Origin of the sequence: Bacillus sp. FSL W8-0223, assembly GCF_038006805.1 — a bacterium.
Lineage (GTDB): Bacteria > Bacillota > Bacilli > Bacillales > DSM-4216 > Bacillus_O > Bacillus_O smithii.
In genome coordinates, this window is the sequence record NZ_JBBOVX010000001.1 from 2,527,226 (window position 1) to 2,546,034 (window position 18,809).

22 protein-coding genes are annotated in these 18,809 nt (G+C 41.0%); 6 read left to right on the plus strand and 16 right to left on the minus strand.

The features are described from left to right. Window positions 1–153: 153 nt before the first annotated feature. From lepA to gpr, 3 genes are all read right to left on the minus strand, one after another. Window positions 154–1,980, minus strand: a complete 1,827-nt coding sequence (gene lepA / locus NST81_RS12275; protein ID WP_003355420.1) for a translation elongation factor 4 — start codon at window positions 1,978–1,980, stop codon at window positions 154–156. A gap of 325 nt (window positions 1,981–2,305) precedes the next feature. After that, window positions 2,306–3,496 carry a stage II sporulation protein P gene (gene spoIIP / locus NST81_RS12280; protein WP_003355421.1) on the minus strand — a complete coding sequence of 397 codons (1,191 nt, stop codon included), beginning with the start codon at window positions 3,494–3,496 and terminating at the stop codon, window positions 2,306–2,308. A 128-nt stretch (window positions 3,497–3,624) separates the two neighbouring features. Continuing rightward, window positions 3,625–4,734 carry a GPR endopeptidase gene (gpr, locus tag NST81_RS12285; RefSeq protein ID WP_048624500.1) on the minus strand — a complete coding sequence of 370 codons (1,110 nt, stop codon included), beginning with the start codon at window positions 4,732–4,734 and terminating at the stop codon, window positions 3,625–3,627. Between the two features lie 252 nt (window positions 4,735–4,986). On the opposite strand from gpr, the gene rpsT reads away from it, so the two are divergent. After that, window positions 4,987–5,247, plus strand: coding sequence for a 30S ribosomal protein S20 (rpsT, locus tag NST81_RS12290; protein WP_003355423.1), 261 nt, complete (start codon window positions 4,987–4,989; stop codon window positions 5,245–5,247). Between the two features lie 147 nt (window positions 5,248–5,394). Here the strand turns inward: rpsT and holA are convergent, their stop codons facing one another. After that, complete coding sequence (gene holA / locus NST81_RS12295) at window positions 5,395–6,417, minus strand: DNA polymerase III subunit delta (protein WP_048623719.1); 1,023 nt, start codon at window positions 6,415–6,417, stop codon at window positions 5,395–5,397. Between the two features lie 303 nt (window positions 6,418–6,720). Here holA and NST81_RS12300 point away from each other — a divergent pair, with 303 nt between their 5' ends. Further along, on the plus strand, window positions 6,721–6,852 hold the full coding sequence (locus NST81_RS12300; protein WP_341030000.1) for a YqzM family protein: 132 nt from the start codon (window positions 6,721–6,723) through the stop codon (window positions 6,850–6,852). A gap of 55 nt (window positions 6,853–6,907) precedes the next feature. Here NST81_RS12300 and NST81_RS12305 read toward each other — a convergent pair whose 3' ends face one another. The 3 genes from NST81_RS12305 to NST81_RS12315 all read right to left on the minus strand — a co-directional run bounded on the left by NST81_RS12305 (window position 6,908) and on the right by NST81_RS12315 (window position 10,528). After that, the gene (locus NST81_RS12305) at window positions 6,908–9,205 is read right to left on the minus strand and encodes a DNA internalization-related competence protein ComEC/Rec2 (protein WP_341030001.1); all 2,298 of its coding nucleotides are present in this window, start codon (window positions 9,203–9,205) and stop codon (window positions 6,908–6,910) included. Window positions 9,206–9,222: 17 nt separating this feature from the next. Further along, on the minus strand, window positions 9,223–9,753 hold the full coding sequence (locus tag NST81_RS12310; RefSeq protein ID WP_040341964.1) for a ComE operon protein 2: 531 nt from the start codon (window positions 9,751–9,753) through the stop codon (window positions 9,223–9,225). A 127-nt stretch (window positions 9,754–9,880) separates the two neighbouring features. Then, window positions 9,881–10,528, minus strand: coding sequence for a helix-hairpin-helix domain-containing protein (locus NST81_RS12315; protein ID WP_341030002.1), 648 nt, complete (start codon window positions 10,526–10,528; stop codon window positions 9,881–9,883). A gap of 83 nt (window positions 10,529–10,611) precedes the next feature. Between NST81_RS12315 and comER the strand changes: the two genes are divergently transcribed. After that, on the plus strand, window positions 10,612–11,433 hold the full coding sequence (comER, locus tag NST81_RS12320; protein WP_341030003.1) for a late competence protein ComER: 822 nt from the start codon (window positions 10,612–10,614) through the stop codon (window positions 11,431–11,433). Between the two features lie 118 nt (window positions 11,434–11,551). Here comER and NST81_RS12325 read toward each other — a convergent pair whose 3' ends face one another. The 9 genes from NST81_RS12325 to NST81_RS12365 form a co-directional block, all read right to left on the minus strand. Then, entirely contained in the window at window positions 11,552–12,304 is a 753-nt protein-coding gene (locus tag NST81_RS12325) for a class I SAM-dependent DNA methyltransferase (protein ID WP_341030004.1), read from the minus strand. Then, window positions 12,301–12,657 (minus strand): ribosome silencing factor, encoded by a 357-nt coding sequence (gene rsfS / locus NST81_RS12330; protein WP_048623722.1) that lies wholly within the window; start codon window positions 12,655–12,657, stop codon window positions 12,301–12,303. Before rsfS ends, NST81_RS12325 begins: the two co-directional genes overlap by 4 nt. Then, window positions 12,650–13,225 carry a bis(5'-nucleosyl)-tetraphosphatase (symmetrical) YqeK gene (yqeK, locus tag NST81_RS12335; protein ID WP_048623723.1) on the minus strand — a complete coding sequence of 192 codons (576 nt, stop codon included), beginning with the start codon at window positions 13,223–13,225 and terminating at the stop codon, window positions 12,650–12,652. Before yqeK ends, rsfS begins: the two co-directional genes overlap by 8 nt. Continuing rightward, entirely contained in the window at window positions 13,215–13,787 is a 573-nt protein-coding gene (locus NST81_RS12340; protein WP_327796947.1) for a nicotinate-nucleotide adenylyltransferase, read from the minus strand. The genes yqeK and NST81_RS12340 overlap by 11 nt, the downstream gene beginning before the upstream one ends. Continuing rightward, window positions 13,784–14,077 carry a ribosome assembly RNA-binding protein YhbY gene (gene yhbY, locus NST81_RS12345; protein ID WP_003355436.1) on the minus strand — a complete coding sequence of 98 codons (294 nt, stop codon included), beginning with the start codon at window positions 14,075–14,077 and terminating at the stop codon, window positions 13,784–13,786. The genes NST81_RS12340 and yhbY overlap by 4 nt, the downstream gene beginning before the upstream one ends. Then, the gene (gene aroE / locus NST81_RS12350) at window positions 14,064–14,912 is read right to left on the minus strand and encodes a shikimate dehydrogenase (RefSeq protein WP_048624502.1); all 849 of its coding nucleotides are present in this window, start codon (window positions 14,910–14,912) and stop codon (window positions 14,064–14,066) included. Before aroE ends, yhbY begins: the two co-directional genes overlap by 14 nt. An 11-nt stretch (window positions 14,913–14,923) precedes the next feature. Next, entirely contained in the window at window positions 14,924–16,030 is a 1,107-nt protein-coding gene (gene yqeH / locus NST81_RS12355) for a ribosome biogenesis GTPase YqeH (protein ID WP_003355438.1), read from the minus strand. Then, window positions 16,027–16,548, minus strand: coding sequence for a YqeG family HAD IIIA-type phosphatase (locus tag NST81_RS12360; RefSeq protein ID WP_003355439.1), 522 nt, complete (start codon window positions 16,546–16,548; stop codon window positions 16,027–16,029). Before NST81_RS12360 ends, yqeH begins: the two co-directional genes overlap by 4 nt. Before the next feature lie 146 nt (window positions 16,549–16,694). Next, the gene (locus NST81_RS12365) at window positions 16,695–17,090 is read right to left on the minus strand and encodes a hypothetical protein (RefSeq protein ID WP_003355440.1); all 396 of its coding nucleotides are present in this window, start codon (window positions 17,088–17,090) and stop codon (window positions 16,695–16,697) included. Window positions 17,091–17,285: 195 nt separating this feature from the next. Here NST81_RS12365 and NST81_RS12370 point away from each other — a divergent pair, with 195 nt between their 5' ends. The 3 genes from NST81_RS12370 (at window position 17,286) to sigK (ending at window position 18,789) form a co-directional block, all read left to right on the plus strand. After that, entirely contained in the window at window positions 17,286–17,426 is a 141-nt protein-coding gene (locus tag NST81_RS12370; protein ID WP_340395896.1) for a sporulation histidine kinase inhibitor Sda, read from the plus strand. A 157-nt stretch (window positions 17,427–17,583) separates the two neighbouring features. After that, the gene (locus NST81_RS12375; RefSeq protein WP_003355442.1) at window positions 17,584–17,739 is read left to right on the plus strand and encodes a hypothetical protein; all 156 of its coding nucleotides are present in this window, start codon (window positions 17,584–17,586) and stop codon (window positions 17,737–17,739) included. Between the two features lie 327 nt (window positions 17,740–18,066). Continuing rightward, window positions 18,067–18,789 carry an RNA polymerase sporulation sigma factor SigK gene (gene sigK / locus NST81_RS12380; protein WP_340395895.1) on the plus strand — a complete coding sequence of 241 codons (723 nt, stop codon included), beginning with the start codon at window positions 18,067–18,069 and terminating at the stop codon, window positions 18,787–18,789. Window positions 18,790–18,809: the final 20 nt, after the last annotated feature.

Genomic DNA, 18,809 nt, shown 5'->3' on the forward strand with positions numbered 1-18,809 from the left:
AAGATCCTTGTACACAATCAGCAAAGTCCTTTACACGAAGTTGATCTATAAATAGGTCCAAGAAAAAAAAACGAGAAAGGGAAAGCGGAACTTCGCCTTCCCATTCGATCGTTCGTTTTCTATTTACAAAGAAACTTGATGATACAGTCGCTGTCATTTAGAGTCATCCATTTTTAATACTGCCATGAAGGCTTCTTGCGGTACTTCAACGGACCCTACTTGCTTCATCCGTTTCTTTCCTTCTTTTTGTTTTTCCAGCAGTTTTCGTTTTCGGGAAACATCTCCTCCGTAACACTTCGACAATACATTTTTCCGCATTGCTTTGATCGTGGATCTGGCTATGATTTTGCTCCCGATCGCGGCTTGTACCGGAACTTCAAATTGTTGTCTAGGGATTAAGTCTTTCAGCTTTTCTACAATCACTTTTCCTCTCTCATAAGCAAAATCGCGATGGACAATAAAGCTTAAGGCATCGACTTTCTCCCCATTCAGCAAAATATCCATTTTCACTAATTTCGACGGTTTGTATCCAATAAGTTCATAATCAAAAGAAGCGTACCCTTTTGTACTGGACTTTAGCTGATCAAAAAAGTCATACACAATTTCAGAAAGCGGAATTTCATATATAACATTGACGCGAGTGTCATCAAGATATTGCATATCGATAAACTGACCGCGCTTTGCTTGCGCCAGTTCCATGACAGCACCGACATAATCATTTGGGACCATCATGCTGGCTCGAACATAAGGTTCTTCGATCCGATCGATCTTCTGAGGATCCGGCATATTGGTCGGATTATCTACTTGAACTTCTTTCCCATCCGTCGTATGAACTTTATAAATAACGCTTGGCGCCGTCGTAATTAAATCAATTTTAAATTCACGCTCAATCCGCTCTTGAATAATCTCCATATGCAAAAGTCCTAAGAAACCGCAGCGGAAACCGAAACCGAGCGCTTGTGACGTTTCCGGTTCAAATTGCAAAGCAGAATCGTTCAATTGTAATTTTTCAAGCGCTTCGCGAAGATCATTAAATTTAGCAGAGTCGATAGGGTACATTCCGCAATAAACCATCGGATTTAATTTCCGGTAGCCGGGAAGCGGTTCAGAAGCCGGGTTGACTGCCGAAGTAATGGTATCACCGACTCTTGTATCACCGACATTTTTGATGGAGGCCGTTAAATAGCCGACATCTCCAACCATTAATTCATCCCGAGTGACAGGCTTAGGAGTTAACACACCCACTTCCGTAACCTCAAACTCTTTTCCCGTTGCCATCATTTTAATTTTGTCCCCGACTTTGACCGATCCATCCACTACACGAATATAGGCGATAACCCCTTTATACGGATCATATAAAGAATCGAAAATGAGCGCTTTCAAAGGGGCGTCAGGATCCCCTTCCGGAGGCGGAACCATTTCCACAATCTGCTCCAGTATCTCGTCGATCCCGATACCTGCTTTCGCTGATGCCAGCACGGCTTCCGAAGCATCTAATCCAATGACGTCCTCGATTTCTTGGCGCACTCTTTCCGGATCAGCGGCCGGCAAATCAATTTTATTGATGACTGGGATAATTTCCAAATCATTATCAATGGCTAAATAGACATTGGCAAGCGTCTGAGCTTCAATGCCTTGGGCAGCATCCACGACGAGAATGGCTCCTTCGCAAGCTGCCAAGCTTCTCGAAACTTCATACGTAAAATCGACATGCCCAGGCGTGTCGATTAAATGAAAGATATAGTCTTCTCCGTCTTTCGCTTTATACTTCAATTGAACAGCATTCAGCTTGATTGTAATGCCGCGTTCTCTTTCTAGATCCATCGTATCCAGCAGCTGATCTTTCATTTCCCGTTCCGATAGGGCGTTTGTTTTTTCAAGAATGCGATCAGCAAGCGTGGATTTTCCATGATCGATATGGGCGATAATGGAAAAATTGCGAATATGCTTCTGTCTATTCAGTTTTTCTTCCCGCTTCATACTCATTCACTCCTGTTTATCGGCACACGTACACTATTGTCGATTATAGCAGTCAGATTGCCAAGATTCAATGAAAACCTTTCTTGTCAAAAACGGTCTTCTAATCTTCCTCAATCCGTTCATATATTTGGCTGTTAAAACGGATTTATCCGATTTTAGCTGATGCGGCTATTTCGGATATCGCTCATGTGTTTCGAATATTCACGGCGGTTATCCCTCTCTTAGTGGAAGAAGTATCTTTTTTCCTGCTTGAAAGAACGTTTTTACATAAAGAAGAGGGCGTCATAGCACCCTCTTCTTTTAAAAGCAGTGGATCATATGAATTCTACTGTTTTGAACGCTGAGTTTCGCCGGACTGATTCACTTTTTCTGCTTGCCAATAATAATCGCTGAAGGCATCGGCAAAGGCTTCACATGCTCTAGTGATTTCATCCATTGTATTATCCACTCCTCCCACCTCGATTAAAAATGCTTTGTCCGACAAATCTTGGTTGAATTTTCCGTTTGTGTTTTTGCCTTGCTTGACGATAACCCCTCTTGATAACCCAGGATATTTTTTTTCTAATCGTTTATGAAGCTCCGTGGCAAGGGCAGCATTTTTTTCATAATTCGGATGTTCAGCTCCGATAATAAAAGCGATTTTCGCATAGCTCTTTCCATGAATTCGAGTGGTGGTTGCATTTTTCCGCTGAGAATCACGGTGAATATCGATAAAATACTGTAAATCTCGATGACGTTTCATGGCCGAAGCGACAACTTGCCTTGATTCTTGGTAAGCCAATCCGTAGTCCCATCCACGTTTATTGAGTAAATCGACGATATCCGTCTTATCCACATAAGTGCCAATTCCCTTCTCTTCAAGCTTGCTTTTTAAAATTTCTCCCACTTTTGTGACATTTAGTTTTGAATTTTGCGCAGCATCCGGATCATTCACCCCGTTCAAATATGGCAAGTATGATTCATGGGTGTGGGTAAAATAAAGATATACGGTTTGTTTTTCGTTAGTCGACAGAGGAGGATTCTGTTTCTTTTCGGTCTCGAGATCCTTCGTGTTTTTCAAAGGCGCCTCCTTCTCTTTGCTTAATACTTCTTTTGGCGGTTCCGACTCAATCGGAAGGTTCGTATAGTTTGTCCCCTTTCCGGCTACGAGGATATAACCATCATAAATGGAAAATCCGGGGATTTCCCTGCCTAATAAACTTCGCTGATCTTTCATTTTAATATTCGTCGCAAATTGAAATAACACTTCATTCAGCGAAGGAACGCGGATATCTTTTGGTTCCTCTTTTAAAAACAACTTATTCTCCATCGTAAATAGATGATATAGGACCGCTCCCGATATATTTTTTGTCGCCTTATTCACAGAATTGGAGGATAGCCGGTATTCATTTTGAAACGTTGTTAAAATCCCCACCAAAGAAAAAACGGATAAAAGAGCGGCAAAAAAAGTAAAAGCTGCTTTTACGATAGTCGCAATGTCGATAGACAGGATATAGTGGGAGTTTGTTTTTTTCATCGTTCCACCCTTTCGTTTCAGTCTAGTAATATATCTATGACTTTCATAGAAAAGGTAGAACTTCTCTTTCCCGTTTTGGCAAAATCGTGATGCTATCGATGATTTTGCCCCAAAAAAAGCAGCCGGTTTCAGCGAGTGTAGAAACCGGCGTTATGCTGTCCAATAGCACTATGAAGAGCAGCGTTCAGACCATTAGCAATAATATTGGCAGTGTCCTGAATAAACACGTCCACTTCTTTTGGCGTCACCATTAAATTGTGGCCAAGTGGAGCCAGAACTTCATGAATGAGCTTTCTTTTTTCTTCTTCACTTAAAGTGCCAATCAGCCCTAAAAACATTTTTCGCGGTTCCTCATCGGGAAGGTCTTCCTCTGTTAATTTTTTCTTCTTCCCGAACAGAAAGCCGGCAGGTGCAAGTGCTTTAGAAGGCCGGTCTCCTTCTTTCATTTCTCGTCCGAAATGCTTAAGCATAAAATCAATCGTTTCGCTCGTAATCGACACTGCATCCAAAACAGTCGGCACTCCAATGGCAATAACCGGCACTCCTAAGGTTTGCTTGCTCAATTCTTTCCGTTTGTTTCCGACACCTGAGCCGGGTTGGATGCCTGTATCCGATATTTGAATCGTAGCGTTTACACGTTCAATAGATCTTGAGGCCAGAGCATCAATCGCAATAATAAAATCAGGTTTTGATTTTTCAACCACTCCGTAAATAATGTCGCTCGTCTCAAGCCCCGTCAGACCCATGACTCCTGGAGCAAGAGCACTCACTTCCCGATACCCTTCTTCTACCGCTTCAGGCTGAAATTGAAATAAGTGCCTTGTCACTAGCACATTCTCACAAACGATCGGCCCTAACGAGTCGGGGGTGACATTCCAATTTCCAAGGCCGACTATTAAACAGCTGGCATCTTTAGAAATATGATTTTTTTGCAAAAACTGCGAGAATTCGTTGGCAAAAACGGCGGTTACTTCTTTTTGCAGTTCCGTGTTTTGCTCCCGAATTCCTTGAGCTTCAATCGTTAAATAATGACCGGCTTTCTTCCCGATTTTTTTCTCGCCTTCCTCCGTAATTTCCACATAGGAAATGTGGATGCCATTTTTGTCCTGCTCTTGAACAATGACTCCCTTAAGTTCTGATTTTTCTTTATCCTTCTCCTCAATCATTTCTTTCGCTTCTATCGCCAAATCCGTTCGAACGGCATATACGCTATAATCGATGTTTTTTTCTTTTTCCACTATGATCAGCCCTTTCCGAAACCACCTGTTTTGATTATTTTTCCCATTAGCCAAAGCTTCATTCCTTCGATATTACAAACGAACAGATGTTTTCCGTCATTGGCAAATCGGCTTCGCTTAAAGTTCGCTTTATCAATTCCAGTATTGCAATATCGGCATTCGTTTGATAGAATAACTTTTGTTCTTATTGTTTAAGAAAAGTGAAAGTCGAGTATCTATAAAAATCTCGATCGCTCACAGGAGGTGACAGAGATGCCAAATATTAAGTCTGCAATTAAACGTGTAAAAACAAATGAAGAACACAGAGCGAGAAACGCACAATTTAAATCTTCTATGCGTACAGCGATCAAAAAGTTCGAAGCAGCGGCTGTAAACAATGCCGATAATGCTCAAGAACTTCTCCAAAATGCGGTGAAGCTCGTCGACAAAGCAGCGGCTAAAGGCATTATTCATAAAAATACGGCAAGCCGTACTAAATCCCGCTTAATGAAAAAATTATCTGTCAACGCATAAATAAAAAAGGATGTCAAACGGACATCCTTTTTTATTTTGCACTTTTTATCCATGAAGGTGACTTAATTTCCCCCACAGACAAAATTCCAGTTTTTCAAACTCCGACAAAAGATGGTAGATGGTCCATTCTCGACAGAGGAACACTGCTTATTTTTGATTCCTTCCAAAAAATTTTAATAAAAATAGCTCAATGACCATCTTTTTATCCATCGCGCTTGTTTTCATCGCATAGTCGCATTCTGCCAGCAGATGGATGATCCGCGCCAAATCTTCTTCTGTAAATTTCTGTGCCTTTTCAAGAGCCAGCTTTACACGAAAAGGATGCACCTTCAAAATGGCAGCTATTTTTTGCTGTCCATAACCCTTCCTTGCCAGCTCTTTTACTTGGTAAATAAGCCGAAATTGGCTTGCAATGATAGATAATAATTTGATGGGTTCTTCATTTTGTTTTAACAAATCATAATAAATTTCAAACGCTTCTTCGATCTTGCCGTTCACTATTTTATCCACTAAAGAAAAAACATTTTGTTCGAGCGATTTTGCCGTTAACCGTTCCACCATTCCTGCATCGATAACACTTGTTTCTGTGGCATACATGGCAAGTTTGTCAATCTCGCTGGCCAAAATCATTAAATTCATTCCTGCAAGAGTCATCAGTTGTTGGACAGCAGCATCATCCATTTCTTTGTTTTTGGCTTTTGCGCGTTCTTTTATCCAGATCATGGTTTCTTTCTCATTCAGTTTTTTCGCCTCAAACGTTTCAGCCTTTTCCTTTAATCGCTTTGTGATTTTTTTACGTTCATCCAATTTTTCATAAGGCGCGGCAAAAACGACGATGGAATAAGGCGCCGGTTTTTCAATGTAATCCAACAGCCTTTTTAGGTTATGCTCCACTTTTTCTTTCGACTTCTCCGCCTTTAAAAAAACGGGATTATGTAGCACCACTAAACGCCTTTCCCCTAAAAACGGAAGCGTTTCGGCGTCTTCAATCGCCAACTCGACCGGTGTTTCTTCCAAATCGTACGAGGAAAAATTAAAATCCATTTCTTCTTCGTTTAACGCATATTGAAGCAACTTTTGCTTTAATTCACTCATAAAAAACGTTTCTGGTCCATATACTAAGTAAAGCGGAGAAAATTGTCTTTTCTCAATTTTTTCCCATACATTCATCAGCGTCTATACTCTCCAATTGCTTTTTTATTCATCCATTGCAGATCTATCATAAAAAAGCAATTCCTTTTTGACAAGGGGAACATCTTTTACCCGTTGATGCACCCCTTGCCAAATCTATATAAACGCTGGCAAAAAAGTCCCGGGAACTTTTGTTGGCCAGCGGTAAACCTCGCTGTTTATATTGTCGCCATACAAGATCAAAATATAGGTGTCAACTCTTGTCATAGAAGGAAATTGTTCGAGGAGCTATAGATTTTTTTGTATAGATCGAATATACTGAAAAAAATAGGAGGGGATAGGATGAACGAATTCGAAAAAGATGTCCAGTCAAAGCGCAATGACGCCGTAGATTCTGGTGTAGGTTTTGGGGTTTCGTTTCTTTTCTTCACCATTATCTTTCTGATAGGAGTAACGATTAAAACGATTGGGTAAGTGGATGAAAAGTTCGTCATAAAGGGACGAACTTCTTTTTTTGAACTACTATATGCTATGGAAAATGAGTCTGGAACGTTCCTTTTTCCTTGTAAAATTTGTAGGTGATCTGCCCATTGAGATCTGTGCGAAACACTTTGATATGTTGCTCCTCCAACAAACGGATCACCTCCGGATGAGGATGTCCGTAACGATTTTTCACTCCGGCTGAAATCACTGCGATTTTCGGGTTCACAGCCTCTAGAAATTTTGGGGATGTAGATGTCTTGCTCCCATGATGCCCGACCTTTAATATATCCGCTTTTAAATTCCATTGCTGGACAAGCTCAGCCTCCCCCTCCTTCTCCAAATCTCCTGTAAACAGCCATCTCAATCCGCCTATCTTGGCATACAGCACTAGAGAATCATTATTTCCTTCATAAAATGAATCGTCAGGAGAAAGAAACAAAAAGGCAAAGTTGCCTGTGTTCCATCCTTGCCCCTCTATCCCTTCTGTAACTTTGATTTGTTTTTGGAAAGCAAGCCGAATTATTCTTTTCATGATGGCGTCTTTTTCAGATCCCGGAGTAATGATGATTTCCCGGATATGGACAGAAGGAATGATTTCTGTCGCCGCTCCGACATGGTCATAATCGCCGTGAGTCAAAATCAGTTTATCAATTTCCGTAATTCCTTTGCTTTTCAAATAAGGTACTAAAATATCCCTCCCAACGGAAAATTCCCTGCTTTTTTCTTGCCATTCGTCTCTTTGAAAGGGAAGATGTCCGCCAGTATCGATTAAATAGTTGCCTTTATGAAACGGGAGATGGATGAAAATAGAGTCCCCCTGACCGACATCGATAAAAGTAACTTCTCCATAAGGGCTCATACGCAAGCACATAAGATGGACGACCAATACTGCAGCTAATAAAAGACTTGCCTTTATCATGGAATGATATTTTTCCCACAAAAAAAAGAAGAAGAAAACAGCCCCCATGTACAAAAAAAGAAAGAACTCATTAGGCTTTCCAGTGACAATAGTGGCAAATGGCAGGTTTCCGCAATCTTCAGCAAACTGATTGATTTTGCCGAACAACCATGAAAATGTTTGGACGGGTGGCGGCAATCCTCCAGCAACTTTGAGAAACAAAAAACTGAAAAGAGAAAGCGGCATCATCAAAAAAGAATAAAATGGAACAAAGAATAAATTGGCCGCAAGGGATATAATGGAAATTTCATAGAAATGATAAAGTAGAAGCGGAATACTGGACGCTTGGGAGATCAACGTAATGGCAAATGACTTTCCCAAAGCACTTTTCAATCGGGAAATCAACGGGGAGGAAAGCAAAAGAGAAACGCTCACCATATAGCTCAGCTGTAAACCGATGTGGTACAGCAAAAAAGGATCGTATAAGATGACCAACATAAAACTGGCTCCGATGGCATCTAATGAAGTCCATCCCCTTTTGGTTAGAGAGGCAAGGAGGAGAAAACTCGTCATCAGTACAGATCTTACAACAGGAGGAGATCCTCCGGTCATCACCGCATAAAGAGGCAATAAAAACAGCAGAATCCACGCTGAGGTTTCTCTTGTCACCCCTAGTCGGATCAAAAGATAAAAAAAGGCGCCTGCTATCAATTGGACATGGAGACCGGAAACGGCAAGCAAATGAATAATCCCCAATTTTTGATAAGCTGTCATCAATTCTTCATCTGCTTTGCTTTGATCACCAAATAGAAGGGCTGCCGCTACAGCTTTCATTTCTTGCGGAAATTGATCCATGACTAATTGGATGCCCTGTGCACGCATCTTTTGAAGTCGATCCAAAAACGTCGGTTTTGTGTAGTAGCAATCGTCTAAACGAATGTTGCCGATCGGTTCGATGATCCAATAAATTTGATGATCCGATAAATAGGTTTTATAATCAAAGCTGTTCTCGTTTCTGCTTGTGGATGGCTCCAGTAATTTTCCGGAAAACGAACAAACGAGGGGAGAAACCAATTTTTGCTGGAGAAGCTGTTTTTCTTCTGGAGAATGAAGAGTGTATCGCAATTCAAGCTTTTCTCCATCTTGAGAAATAACACGGGCCTTCAGCTGATCGCCGTCGAAGGTCACATCTTGTTGAAAAGAAACCGTCCAATTCGATTCCGTACCAACATATAAACTATGATGATGACTTGAGCGAATGAAGGTGGCCAAATAAAAAAACACAGACACCGCTAACAGGGAAATGACTACTGTTTTAGGAAGCTTGAATAAAAGAAACAAGCAAATCATCAAAAGAAAAAGACGGACGCTGCCTAAAGAACGAGGCAGTGCCCAAATGCTGCCGAAAAGAGAAAAAACGGCGAAATAGAGAATGTTTCCTTTCATTCCCCACCCCCAATATATTAGCCAAATAAGTCCGTGACCTGCGCTTTTAACTGTTGCAAAGTTTCAGCATCTTCTCCGGATAATTCCAATTTGTCCATCAATGTTTGTACAAGTTTTTTCTTTTCTTCGTTTTTGCGATCAATGATCGGCCATTCAAAGGGAATGTGTTCGACTTTTACCCCCGCTTTTTCAAATAATTCAAGGCTGAAAGGATGGTTGTGATAGCCATTCGCATAATATACGGAGGAAATTCCCGCTTGAATAATGGATTTTGTACACTGCACGCACGGAAAATGAGTGACGTAAATTTCCGCATTTTTCGTCGGCACTCCAAATTTGGCGCATTGCAAAATAGCATTCATTTCAGCGTGAATCGTCCGGATGCAATGTCCTTCTTCCATATAGCATCCGACATCCACACAATGTTCCCCACCAGCAATGGATCCATTGTATCCACCCGCAATAATTCTTTTTTCTCGAACAATAGTAGCTCCGACCGCCAATCTCGTACATGTACTTCTTAGTGACAATAAATGGCTTTGAGCCATAAAATATTGATGCCAAGTGATTCTTGTGCTCACAGCGATGCTCTCCTTTAAATCGACATATTTTTCTGAAGCGTTGCTTTTCTTTCTAGTTTATAGTCAACGAAAAGTTGACGTCAATAATACCGCCTTATTTCACTGTCACTTTATCTTTTAATTTTTCAAAAGTTTTATCTCCGATTCCAGAAATGTTTTTTAAATCTTCGATCTTTTGAAAGGCTCCGTTTGTTTCCCTATACTCAATAATAGATTGTGCTCTTGTTTCACCGATGCCGGGTAAATTTTGCAATTCCTCTGCCGTTGCCGTATTAATATTCACAAGCTGCTCTCCTTGGCCATTTCCACTATTAGCGGGATGAGTGGAAGGAATACTTTGAGAAAGCGTTGTCGATTCTTTTTCCCCGACTTTCGGGATGTACACAACCATTTCATCTTGTAGTTTCTGTGCCAAATTTACTTTCGTTTGATCGGCTTCTTTCCGAAAGCCCCCTGCTTTTTGAACGATATCATAAATCCTGTCATTGGTCGTTGCTTCATAAATTCCCGGTCTCATGACTGCTCCTTTTACATCAATCACCACCGATTGTGGTTTTGTCGCTCCCTCTTCTTTCTCCTCTACAGCTTTTTCAGTCATATTCTCTTTTGTTTCTTCCTTTGGCATCACAATAGACGGTTGGTCCGTTTTCTCCTTATGGCCGGTTTGGTAAAAAAATAAGAGAAGAATCCCAATAGAGGCCGCAATTAAGGCAGGGATACGATATCGCTGTAGCAGTTCCATTTTTGTTCCTCTTCACCTCAAGTCATATTATTTTTTTCAACGCATACATTGTAGGAGAAATGTCATTTAAGGAGGGGCCTCATTTGAAGACAGGAATTATCGGTACGGGAAATATGGGAACCATTCTAGTCGAATCGTTCATCGAATCAAAAGCCCTAGTCCCTTCGGATGTATATATACACAATCGCACTCCTGAGAAATCACTTAAACTTAAATCCCAATACCCTGGATTAAACGTAGCGGCTAATAACCGTGAAGTCATTGAAAAAAGCGACATCATTTTTCTATGTGTCAAACCAAAAGAAATCTATTCGCTTATTGCCGAACACCAGTCGGTTTTTTTAAAAGAAAAATGCGTCGTTTCGATCACTAGCCCCATTACCACGGCCCAATTGGAGTCGCTTCTGCCCTGTTCGTGTATAAGAGCGATCCCCAGCATCACGAACCGGGCTTTGGCAGGTGCTGTATTAGTAACATTTGGAGAAAATTGCCAAGAGGAGTGGAAAAATCAATTTTTACACTTAATTAAGGCCATTTCTCATCCGGTTGAAATAGATGATCGTTGGACAAGGGCCGCTTCGGATATCGTCAGCTGCGGGCCGGCTTTTTTCAGTTATATGACCCGCAAGTTTATTCAAGCTGCGGTGAACGAAACGGGCATCAGTCAAAAAACAGCGGAAAATCTTGCTTCTGAAATGCTAATCGGAATGGGAGAACTATTGAAAAAGAAGATTTACACACTGCAAAGCTTGGAAGAAAAAGTTTGTGTCAAAGGCGGTATAACCGGAGAAGGCATTGCTATTTTGGAGCAAGAAATCGGAGATATGTTTGAGAAGCTGTTTGTCAAAACTCACGCGAAATTTGCAGAAGATATTGCGGAGATCAATCAGCAGTTCGGAGCTTAATATAATGAATTCTTCTTCTACAGATCAATATCCTTCCGCTTTCAAAAATTTTTTAAAAAAGGGGCGCACTCTTTTTTGAGTGACTGCCCCTTTTCCATATAGTTGGTTGGCCTATTGTTTACGAACTTAGCTTTTTACATACGAAAAAAATTCGTTCTGATTGTTCTAGCGGCGGATCATCCGTAAAATCCGCACTAATTTGAAGCACTTGAAAACCGCATTGTTCCAGCCATTTTTGATATTCCGCAATCGGGAAAGTACGCTGAACATGAAATTCGTCAAAACGCTCATATAAGCCGTTTTCTTGCTGCCGCACGAAAAAAGTTAGTTCGTGTTCGACGCTGTTCTCCCGCTCACCGGGAAAACAATTCCAAATATAGGATGCATCCTCATCATTAAAAGCATACGTTTGATGAAGAAAAACATGGTTCATCTTATATAAGGAATGGACGTCAAACATAAAAAGCCCTCCGTCTTCCAAATGTTGATATATTCTTTCAAACGTACGGAGGACATCTTCCTCTTTTAATAAGTAGTTCAGTGAATCGCAGAACATCACTACTCCGTCAAACCGCCCTAACCCTTCTAATTCTCGCATATCTTGCTGAAACAGCGGAACATGAAAGCCGTGCTCGCTTATTTTTTGTTGAGCAACGATCAGCATGGTCTCAGACAAGTCAACGCCTGTTGTTTTCCAGCCCTTTTCTGCAAGCCTTACCGTTAACTCTCCTGTGCCGCATGCCAAGTCCAGTATATGGGCCCCTCCGTTCCCATGTTTTTTCATATGCCTGTCCAAAAATGCAATCCAGGCATCATAAGGAGCATCTTCCATCAAATCGTCGTATATAAGAGCAAAACGTTCGTACGTCATTTTAGAATCTCACTTTGAACGTCAACCGTCGGCGCATCTCCCCACAAACGCTCTAGGTTGTAGTAACTTCGCTCATCGCGGTGGAAAACATGGACAACGACGTCGCCAAGATCAAGAAGAATCCAACGTGCTTCATCGAACCCTTCCATTCTCTTGACAAACAAGCCTTTTTCTTCTACTTTTTCTTTTATTTCTCTGGCAATGGCCTGAACTTGCTTATCAGAGCCGCCATGGCAAATGACAAAATAATCAGCGATAAGGGAAATCCCCTTCATATTTAAAACGACGATATTTTCGGCTTTTTTATCATCCGCTGCCTTAACGGCGGTAAACAAGAGATCTTGACTACTCATTTACTTCCCTCCACTTTTTCACTAGGTGATTGTACGTATCAACCGTATCGGGAAAAACAGGTTGGTTTTTTTTCAAAAGAAACACGATGGTATTTTTTAATGCCTGAATAAGGGCTTCATCTAAGTTTCGTTCCGCCATTTCCCGTACTTCATCCACCCCCGGAAACTGTCTGCCCGGTTCGATGTAGTCAGCTAAATAAATGACTTTATCAAGCACCGTCATATCCGGTCTGCCAGACGTATGGTAGCGAATGGCATCCAAAACTTCTTCGTCTTCAATGCCTGCTTCTGTTTTCGCTAAGTACGCTCCGACAGGTGCATGCCATAATTCAGCATTAAATTGCAGAAGCTTAGGGTCCATTGCTTGTTCAATGATAATTTGTTTCATTTCTTCTTTAGGCCGGAATTTAGCATAATCGTGAAAAATAGCCGCCAATTCCGCCTTCTTCTCATCCGCTCCGTATTTCGCAGCCAGCTTGATGGCTGTCTCCATGACGCCCAATGTGTGCTGGAAGCGATGTTCCGTCAATTGTTCTTTCACAATCTTTAACGCTTTCTCACGTTTCATACAATCGATTCTCCTTTATATAGGCAATCACACTATCCGGCAATAAATATTTCACTGTTTCGTTTTTGGCTATTTTTTTTCGAATCAACGAAGATGACAGCTGAATTTCAGGAACGTCCACGATTAGAACAGGATAAGGAGTATCCACGCTGTAGTTGGGGCGCTTAACGCCAACAAATTGGACCAACTTGCACAACTCTTCAATGCGATACCATTTAGGCAAATATTCAATCATATCGCCGCCGATGATAAAGTAAAATTCCGTCTCAGGCTCTCTTTCTTTCAATAGAACCATCGTATCGTACGTGTACGATTTTCCCATCCTCAAAAGTTCAATTTCTTCAATGGTGAATTTTGGATGATCGGCAATCGCCAACGACACCATAGCCAATCGATCTTCCACACTAACGCTGTCCATTTTTTGTTTGTGCGGCGGCTCATAATTCGGCATAAATCGAACTTCATCCAGACCAAGTGCACACAGCACTTCATTCGCAATAATCAAATGACCGATATGGGGAGGATTAAAAGTACCGCCCAGTATGCCTACTCTTTTCTTCATTTTGGCAGAACGATTTGTTTGTTATTAGAGGATTCTTTGTACAAAATAATGGTATTACCGATCAATTGCACGAGTTCTGCGTTTGTCCCCTTCACCAACTGTTCGGCCACTTCCGATTTATCCTCTTCGCAGTTTTGCAAGACGCTCACTTTTAATAGTTCACGCGCCTCCAACGCATCATTGATCTGTTTCACCATATTTTCATTCACGCCGCCTTTTCCCACTTGAAAAATCGGATTCAAATGATGAGCCTGCGATCGCAAAAAACGTTTTTGTTTACCTGTTAACATGATACCCTCCTAGTTGTTCGAGCACAATTTTCTCCATTCTGTTTGCATCAGGAGCCACGCCCGTCCATTTTTCAAAGGCGGAAACACCTTGATAGACAAACATTTTGATTCCATTTTGGGTGATAGCCCCCTGTTTTTTGGCTTCCGCCAGAAATTTTGTTTCAAGTGGATTATAAATAATGTCCGATACAAATGTTCCTTTCTTTAACAAAGAAAGCGACAACGGCATTTCATCTGTTTTTGGACTCATCCCGATCGATGTCGTTTGAATGACAATCGAATAGTTTCCCATTCTTTGCTCAGCTTCGGAAATCGAAAGAACGTTTGTTTTTGTTTCAAACGGGCACTGTTCAGCAAGACGAGCCGCTTTTTCCATCGTTCTATTCGCAATATCAATCAATCGTACATGTTCAGATGCCAGTGTATAATAGATGGCTCTCGCCGCTCCCCCGGCACCGATGATTAAAATATGATCAAGATGAAGATCTCTGCCCAGTGCTTCTTTCAATCCTCTGACAAATCCATCGCCATCTGTATTATAACCGATCCAGCGATCGTTTTTGCGAACAACAGTATTCACAGCTCCAATCGCTTCCGCCAGAGGATCAAGCTCATCCAATAGCGGAATAATCGCCGTTTTATGCGGAATTGTTACGTTGAATCCTTCCACACCAATGGCTTTCATGCCTTCCACAGCCTTTTTCAGATCATTTGGCTTGACATGGAAAGGATGATAATAAGCCGGTATTCCCAACCTGCTAAAAGCATCGTTATGCATGGCCGGCGACATCGAATGAGCGATAGGATCGCCGATCACTCCATACAGTTTCATCATTCTCCCCACCATTATATTAAAGATTTTCGAATCAATACACTGACTCCTTTTGGCACGTAAGCCGCTACCACTGCACCCGGTTCATGAACCGTTACCCAACCAAGTCCTGAAAAGACAATGTCCGTTTTGGCATCTGTGATTTTGAATTCGTGGCGGATAAGCGGCGGAAAATCATCCAGCTGTTCTTCCCGTGGAGGAACGAGCATTTCACCGACATGCTTTTCATATAACGAGTCGGCTTTTTCCAATTTTGTACGATGAATTTGCAGTTCGTTCGGCATGTAGCAAACAAGCGAGCGACGACCGCCCTTCAGATAATCAAGACGGGACAAACCCCCGAAAAACAACGTTTGTTTTTCATTCAGCTGATATACTTTCGGTTTAATTTCTTTTTTGGGCATGATGATTTTCAAATCACGTTTATCTACGAAATGCGCCATTTGATGGTGGTTTATAATCCCCGGCGTGTCAATTAAAGCACTTCCGTCCTCCAACGGAATTTCGATCTTATCGAGTGTGGTCCCGGGAAAATGGGATGTGGTGATCAGTTCGCCCGACTCACCGCTTTCTTTCAAAATACGGTTGATAAAAGTGGATTTTCCTACGTTGGTGCATCCCACCACGTACACATCTTTTCCCGCGCGGTAGTGTTCGATCATTTCCATTGCTTCCCTTATAAAATGTCCTTTAGAGGCGCTTACCAAAATAACATCAATAGGTCTGAGCCCCAGTTTCTCCGCTTCTTTTTTCATCCAGTTTATTAATCGTTCCCGTTTCAATGATTTCGGAAGCAAATCCTCTTTATTTCCGATCAGCAAAACAGGATTATTTCCGACAAAACGAGGCAGACCAGGCAGCCAACTTCCATTGAAATCAAAGATGTCCACAATTTTTACAATGAGACTCTTAGTCTCGCCAAGCGTATGTAAAATTTTCAAAAAATCATCATCCGTCAACGAAACATCTTGAATTTCATTATAATGTTTCAAGCGAAAGCATCTTTGGCATACCACTTGTTCTTTTTGCAATGCAGAAGGTGGCGTATAGCCTACTTTTTCCGGATCTTCTGTCTGTATTTTCACTCCGCATCCTGTACAATAAATTTCTTGTTCGCTCACCTTTCATCCTCCCATTGTATTAACCCTTTCTTTTTACACACATTCATAATTCTTCTTTCAATCGTTCTATTGATTCTCGTCCAAAATCCGTCTGTTTGAGCAACCGGCACGACTAAAATGGTATAAAATCCGCCGCGGTTTCCGCCTAAAATGTCTGTCAGAAGCTGGTCTCCAATCACAACGGTTTCCTCTTTGCTTATATTCATCCTTTTCAGCGCTTTGCGAAAAGCCTTGCCCATCGGCTTTCTTGCTTTATGAATAAAAGGTATATTCAACGGTTCAGCGAATGCTTTTACACGATCTTCATTATTATTCGAAACGATGGTCACTTGAATACCGTGTTTTTTCATTCTATTAAACCACTCTTCAAGCTCAGGAGTCGCGCTCGGTCGATTCCATTCTACCAACGTATTGTCCAGATCGGTAATAATCCCCTTTATGCCTCTTTTTTTCAAGGTAGCTGGATCAATGTCGAAAATGCTTTTGACTTGTTCATTCGGCAAAAATGCTTTAATCAATTAAGTGCACCTCAATTATGATGTAGATGTCGATATTATCATACATAAATTTCTTCATAGTTTCAAAATAAATTCGTATCTATTATCTGTGCCAACTCGGTCGGAGCTGTCCCAAAAGGCAGTAAAATAACCTAGGGACCCCTTTTTTATCGAGAATTGTTGATGATCGCAAAATTCACTTGCTTTCTGCGGGCGATCCGCGAGCTTTCCCGCAGGAGTCTCGCCCACTTCGCAATCATCACTGTAAAATTTAACTTAGACAATGCAAAAATCGTCTTTTTCATTATCATGTAAGCGCCAAGCCGACACTCCGCCTGCTTCCAAAAAAGAAGGTCCGAAGATAGAGTTTTAAAATGCCAACCGACCATTGAAACTTGATTCTTTATAAGGAAGATCGAATTTTGCCGAACGGCTTGCTTTTTCCATTTCATACATGATTGAAGATGAAAAGAGACTTTGATTTTCAATAAAATATGACCGTTTCGTCGGAAAAACTTTTCGACAAATTCCCTGCATCCCCCATTGTGGATAACTTTATTCACATTTTCCTTCCAGTAAAATAACCCATTATTTCTTTTATGAACAGGTTAACCACAGCTTATCCACTTATCGATGTGGACAATAGAACGCTTGTTCTATTTAGAAAAATCTGCTAAAGTAAAGATACAACTTGAATAACCTACCATGATATGCAGAACGGTTCACAAGTAGAACGTTTCATTGGAGGTGAAAGATGAATGCAACTTTTATCAGATGAGCTTTTAATTGAAACCTATTATAAGGCAATTGAACTCAAGTTAAGTCCTGATTTTATTCGCCTCATTGAAACGGAAATGGATCGTCGAGCTTTGAATCGTAACGTAAAGGTTTCCTCTTAATCCAATTCTTTTTTCTGCCCGTGCCAAAACACCGGGCTTTTTTTTGTTTCTAAAACTCTAATCAAAAATGGCCATTTATGAGCTGAATCATGAATAACACCTTGCCGAAAGGTAATGAATAAAATAAGTAGAAAAAGAAGAAAGAAGGTCTCAAAAGATGAAGGTGATTCAAATTTGCCAAACGTGCAACGGAAAAGGAACCATTCCGAAATTCTATATTTTCAAAGCACATTGTCCAGATTGTGGAGGGAAAGGAAGAATGCCGTGCACCAGTCATGAACAGCGCAAACAGCATCTGCCGCCGCTCTCATGATTTCCTCTTCCTTAAAGGTGCTATTTCTCCCTCTCGTCTTAACATAATGGCTATCGCTTTCATTGAACGCGTAAGTCTCGAAAAAAAATGTCTGTGACCAATCAAGTGCACTTTCGCTAACGTTTTCCGAAAAAGAATATTTTATCCGATTGTTTAGACTTCGACGATTTTTCCGGCGTAAGAAACGAATGCACCGTCCCGGATGGATGAACATCCAATCTGCTGAGGAATTTCATTAAATCGGATGGAGAAAAAACAGGACGTGCAATGATGTTCCCCCATGTGCATATGAATAGAGAATAGGCACACCTTTTGAGGGGGGATGTTATGTTTGGAGTATTTTCAGCCTTTTCGTATTTTTTTAAAGAACTTCTCTTTCTCGTCTCCTATGTAAAAAACAACGCGTTTCCCCAGCCTCTGTCCCCAAATGAAGAAAAAATCTATTTAAAACGGATGGCAGAAGGCGACGAAGAAGCACGAAATTTATTAATCGAGCACAATTTGCGCCTTGTCGCCCACATTGTCAAGAAGTTCGAAAATACAGGGGAAGACCCGGAAGATTTGATTTCTATCGGGACCATAGGGCTCATTAAAGCAATTGAAAGTTATTCAGAAGGAAAAGGAACAAAGCTGGCCACATATGCAGCCCGCTGTATAGAAAATGAGATTTTAATGCATTTAAGAGCATTAAAAAAGACGAAAAAAGATGTTTCTCTTCACGATCCAATCGGGCAAGATAAAGAAGGAAACGAAATATCGCTCATTGACATTTTAAAATCCGAATCTGAAGATGTGATTGATACAATTCAATTAAACATGGAACTGGAAAAAGTAATGAAATATTTACGGATACTTGATGAAAGAGAAAAAGAAGTGATCATCGGCAGGTTTGGATTGAATATGCAGGAAGAAAAAACACAACGGGAAATTGCCAAAGAACTCGGCATTTCACGCAGCTATGTTTCTCGAATTGAAAAGCGCGCACTTATGAAAATGTTTCATGAGTTTTATCGAGAAGAAAAAGAAAAGAAAAAGATGGAGCCTGACTAAGATAAAAAGGAAGAGCCAGG

Bases quoted from the DNA above. Each gene is read 5' to 3' on its own strand.
- NST81_RS12305 (WP_341030001.1), bottom strand. From the start codon at position 9,205: ATGAAAGGAAACATTCTCTATTTCGCCGTTTTTTCTCTTTTCGGCAGC.
- rpsT (WP_003355423.1), top strand. From the start codon at position 4,987: ATGCCAAATATTAAGTCTGCAATTAAACGTGTAAAAACAAATGAAGAA.
- NST81_RS12315 (WP_341030002.1), bottom strand. From the start codon at position 10,528: ATGGAACTGCTACAGCGATATCGTATCCCTGCCTTAATTGCGGCCTCT.
- NST81_RS12300 (WP_341030000.1), top strand. From the start codon at position 6,721: ATGAACGAATTCGAAAAAGATGTCCAGTCAAAGCGCAATGACGCCGTA.
- lepA (WP_003355420.1), bottom strand. From the start codon at position 1,980: ATGAAGCGGGAAGAAAAACTGAATAGACAGAAGCATATTCGCAATTTT.
- NST81_RS12340 (WP_327796947.1), bottom strand. From the start codon at position 13,787: ATGAAGAAAAGAGTAGGCATACTGGGCGGTACTTTTAATCCTCCCCAT.
- rsfS (WP_048623722.1), bottom strand. From the start codon at position 12,657: ATGAGTAGTCAAGATCTCTTGTTTACCGCCGTTAAGGCAGCGGATGAT.
- sigK (WP_340395895.1), top strand. From the start codon at position 18,067: ATGTTTGGAGTATTTTCAGCCTTTTCGTATTTTTTTAAAGAACTTCTC.
- spoIIP (WP_003355421.1), bottom strand. From the start codon at position 3,496: ATGAAAAAAACAAACTCCCACTATATCCTGTCTATCGACATTGCGACT.
- NST81_RS12310 (WP_040341964.1), bottom strand. From the start codon at position 9,753: ATGGCTCAAAGCCATTTATTGTCACTAAGAAGTACATGTACGAGATTG.
- aroE (WP_048624502.1), bottom strand. From the start codon at position 14,912: ATGATGAAACTGTATGGAGTGATCGGCGATCCTATCGCTCATTCGATG.
- NST81_RS12325 (WP_341030004.1), bottom strand. From the start codon at position 12,304: ATGACGTACGAACGTTTTGCTCTTATATACGACGATTTGATGGAAGAT.
- NST81_RS12375 (WP_003355442.1), top strand. From the start codon at position 17,584: ATGAAGGTGATTCAAATTTGCCAAACGTGCAACGGAAAAGGAACCATT.
- yhbY (WP_003355436.1), bottom strand. From the start codon at position 14,077: ATGTTAACAGGTAAACAAAAACGTTTTTTGCGATCGCAGGCTCATCAT.
- holA (WP_048623719.1), bottom strand. From the start codon at position 6,417: ATGAATGTATGGGAAAAAATTGAGAAAAGACAATTTTCTCCGCTTTAC.
- NST81_RS12370 (WP_340395896.1), top strand. From the start codon at position 17,286: ATGCAACTTTTATCAGATGAGCTTTTAATTGAAACCTATTATAAGGCA.
- yqeK (WP_048623723.1), bottom strand. From the start codon at position 13,225: ATGAAACGTGAGAAAGCGTTAAAGATTGTGAAAGAACAATTGACGGAA.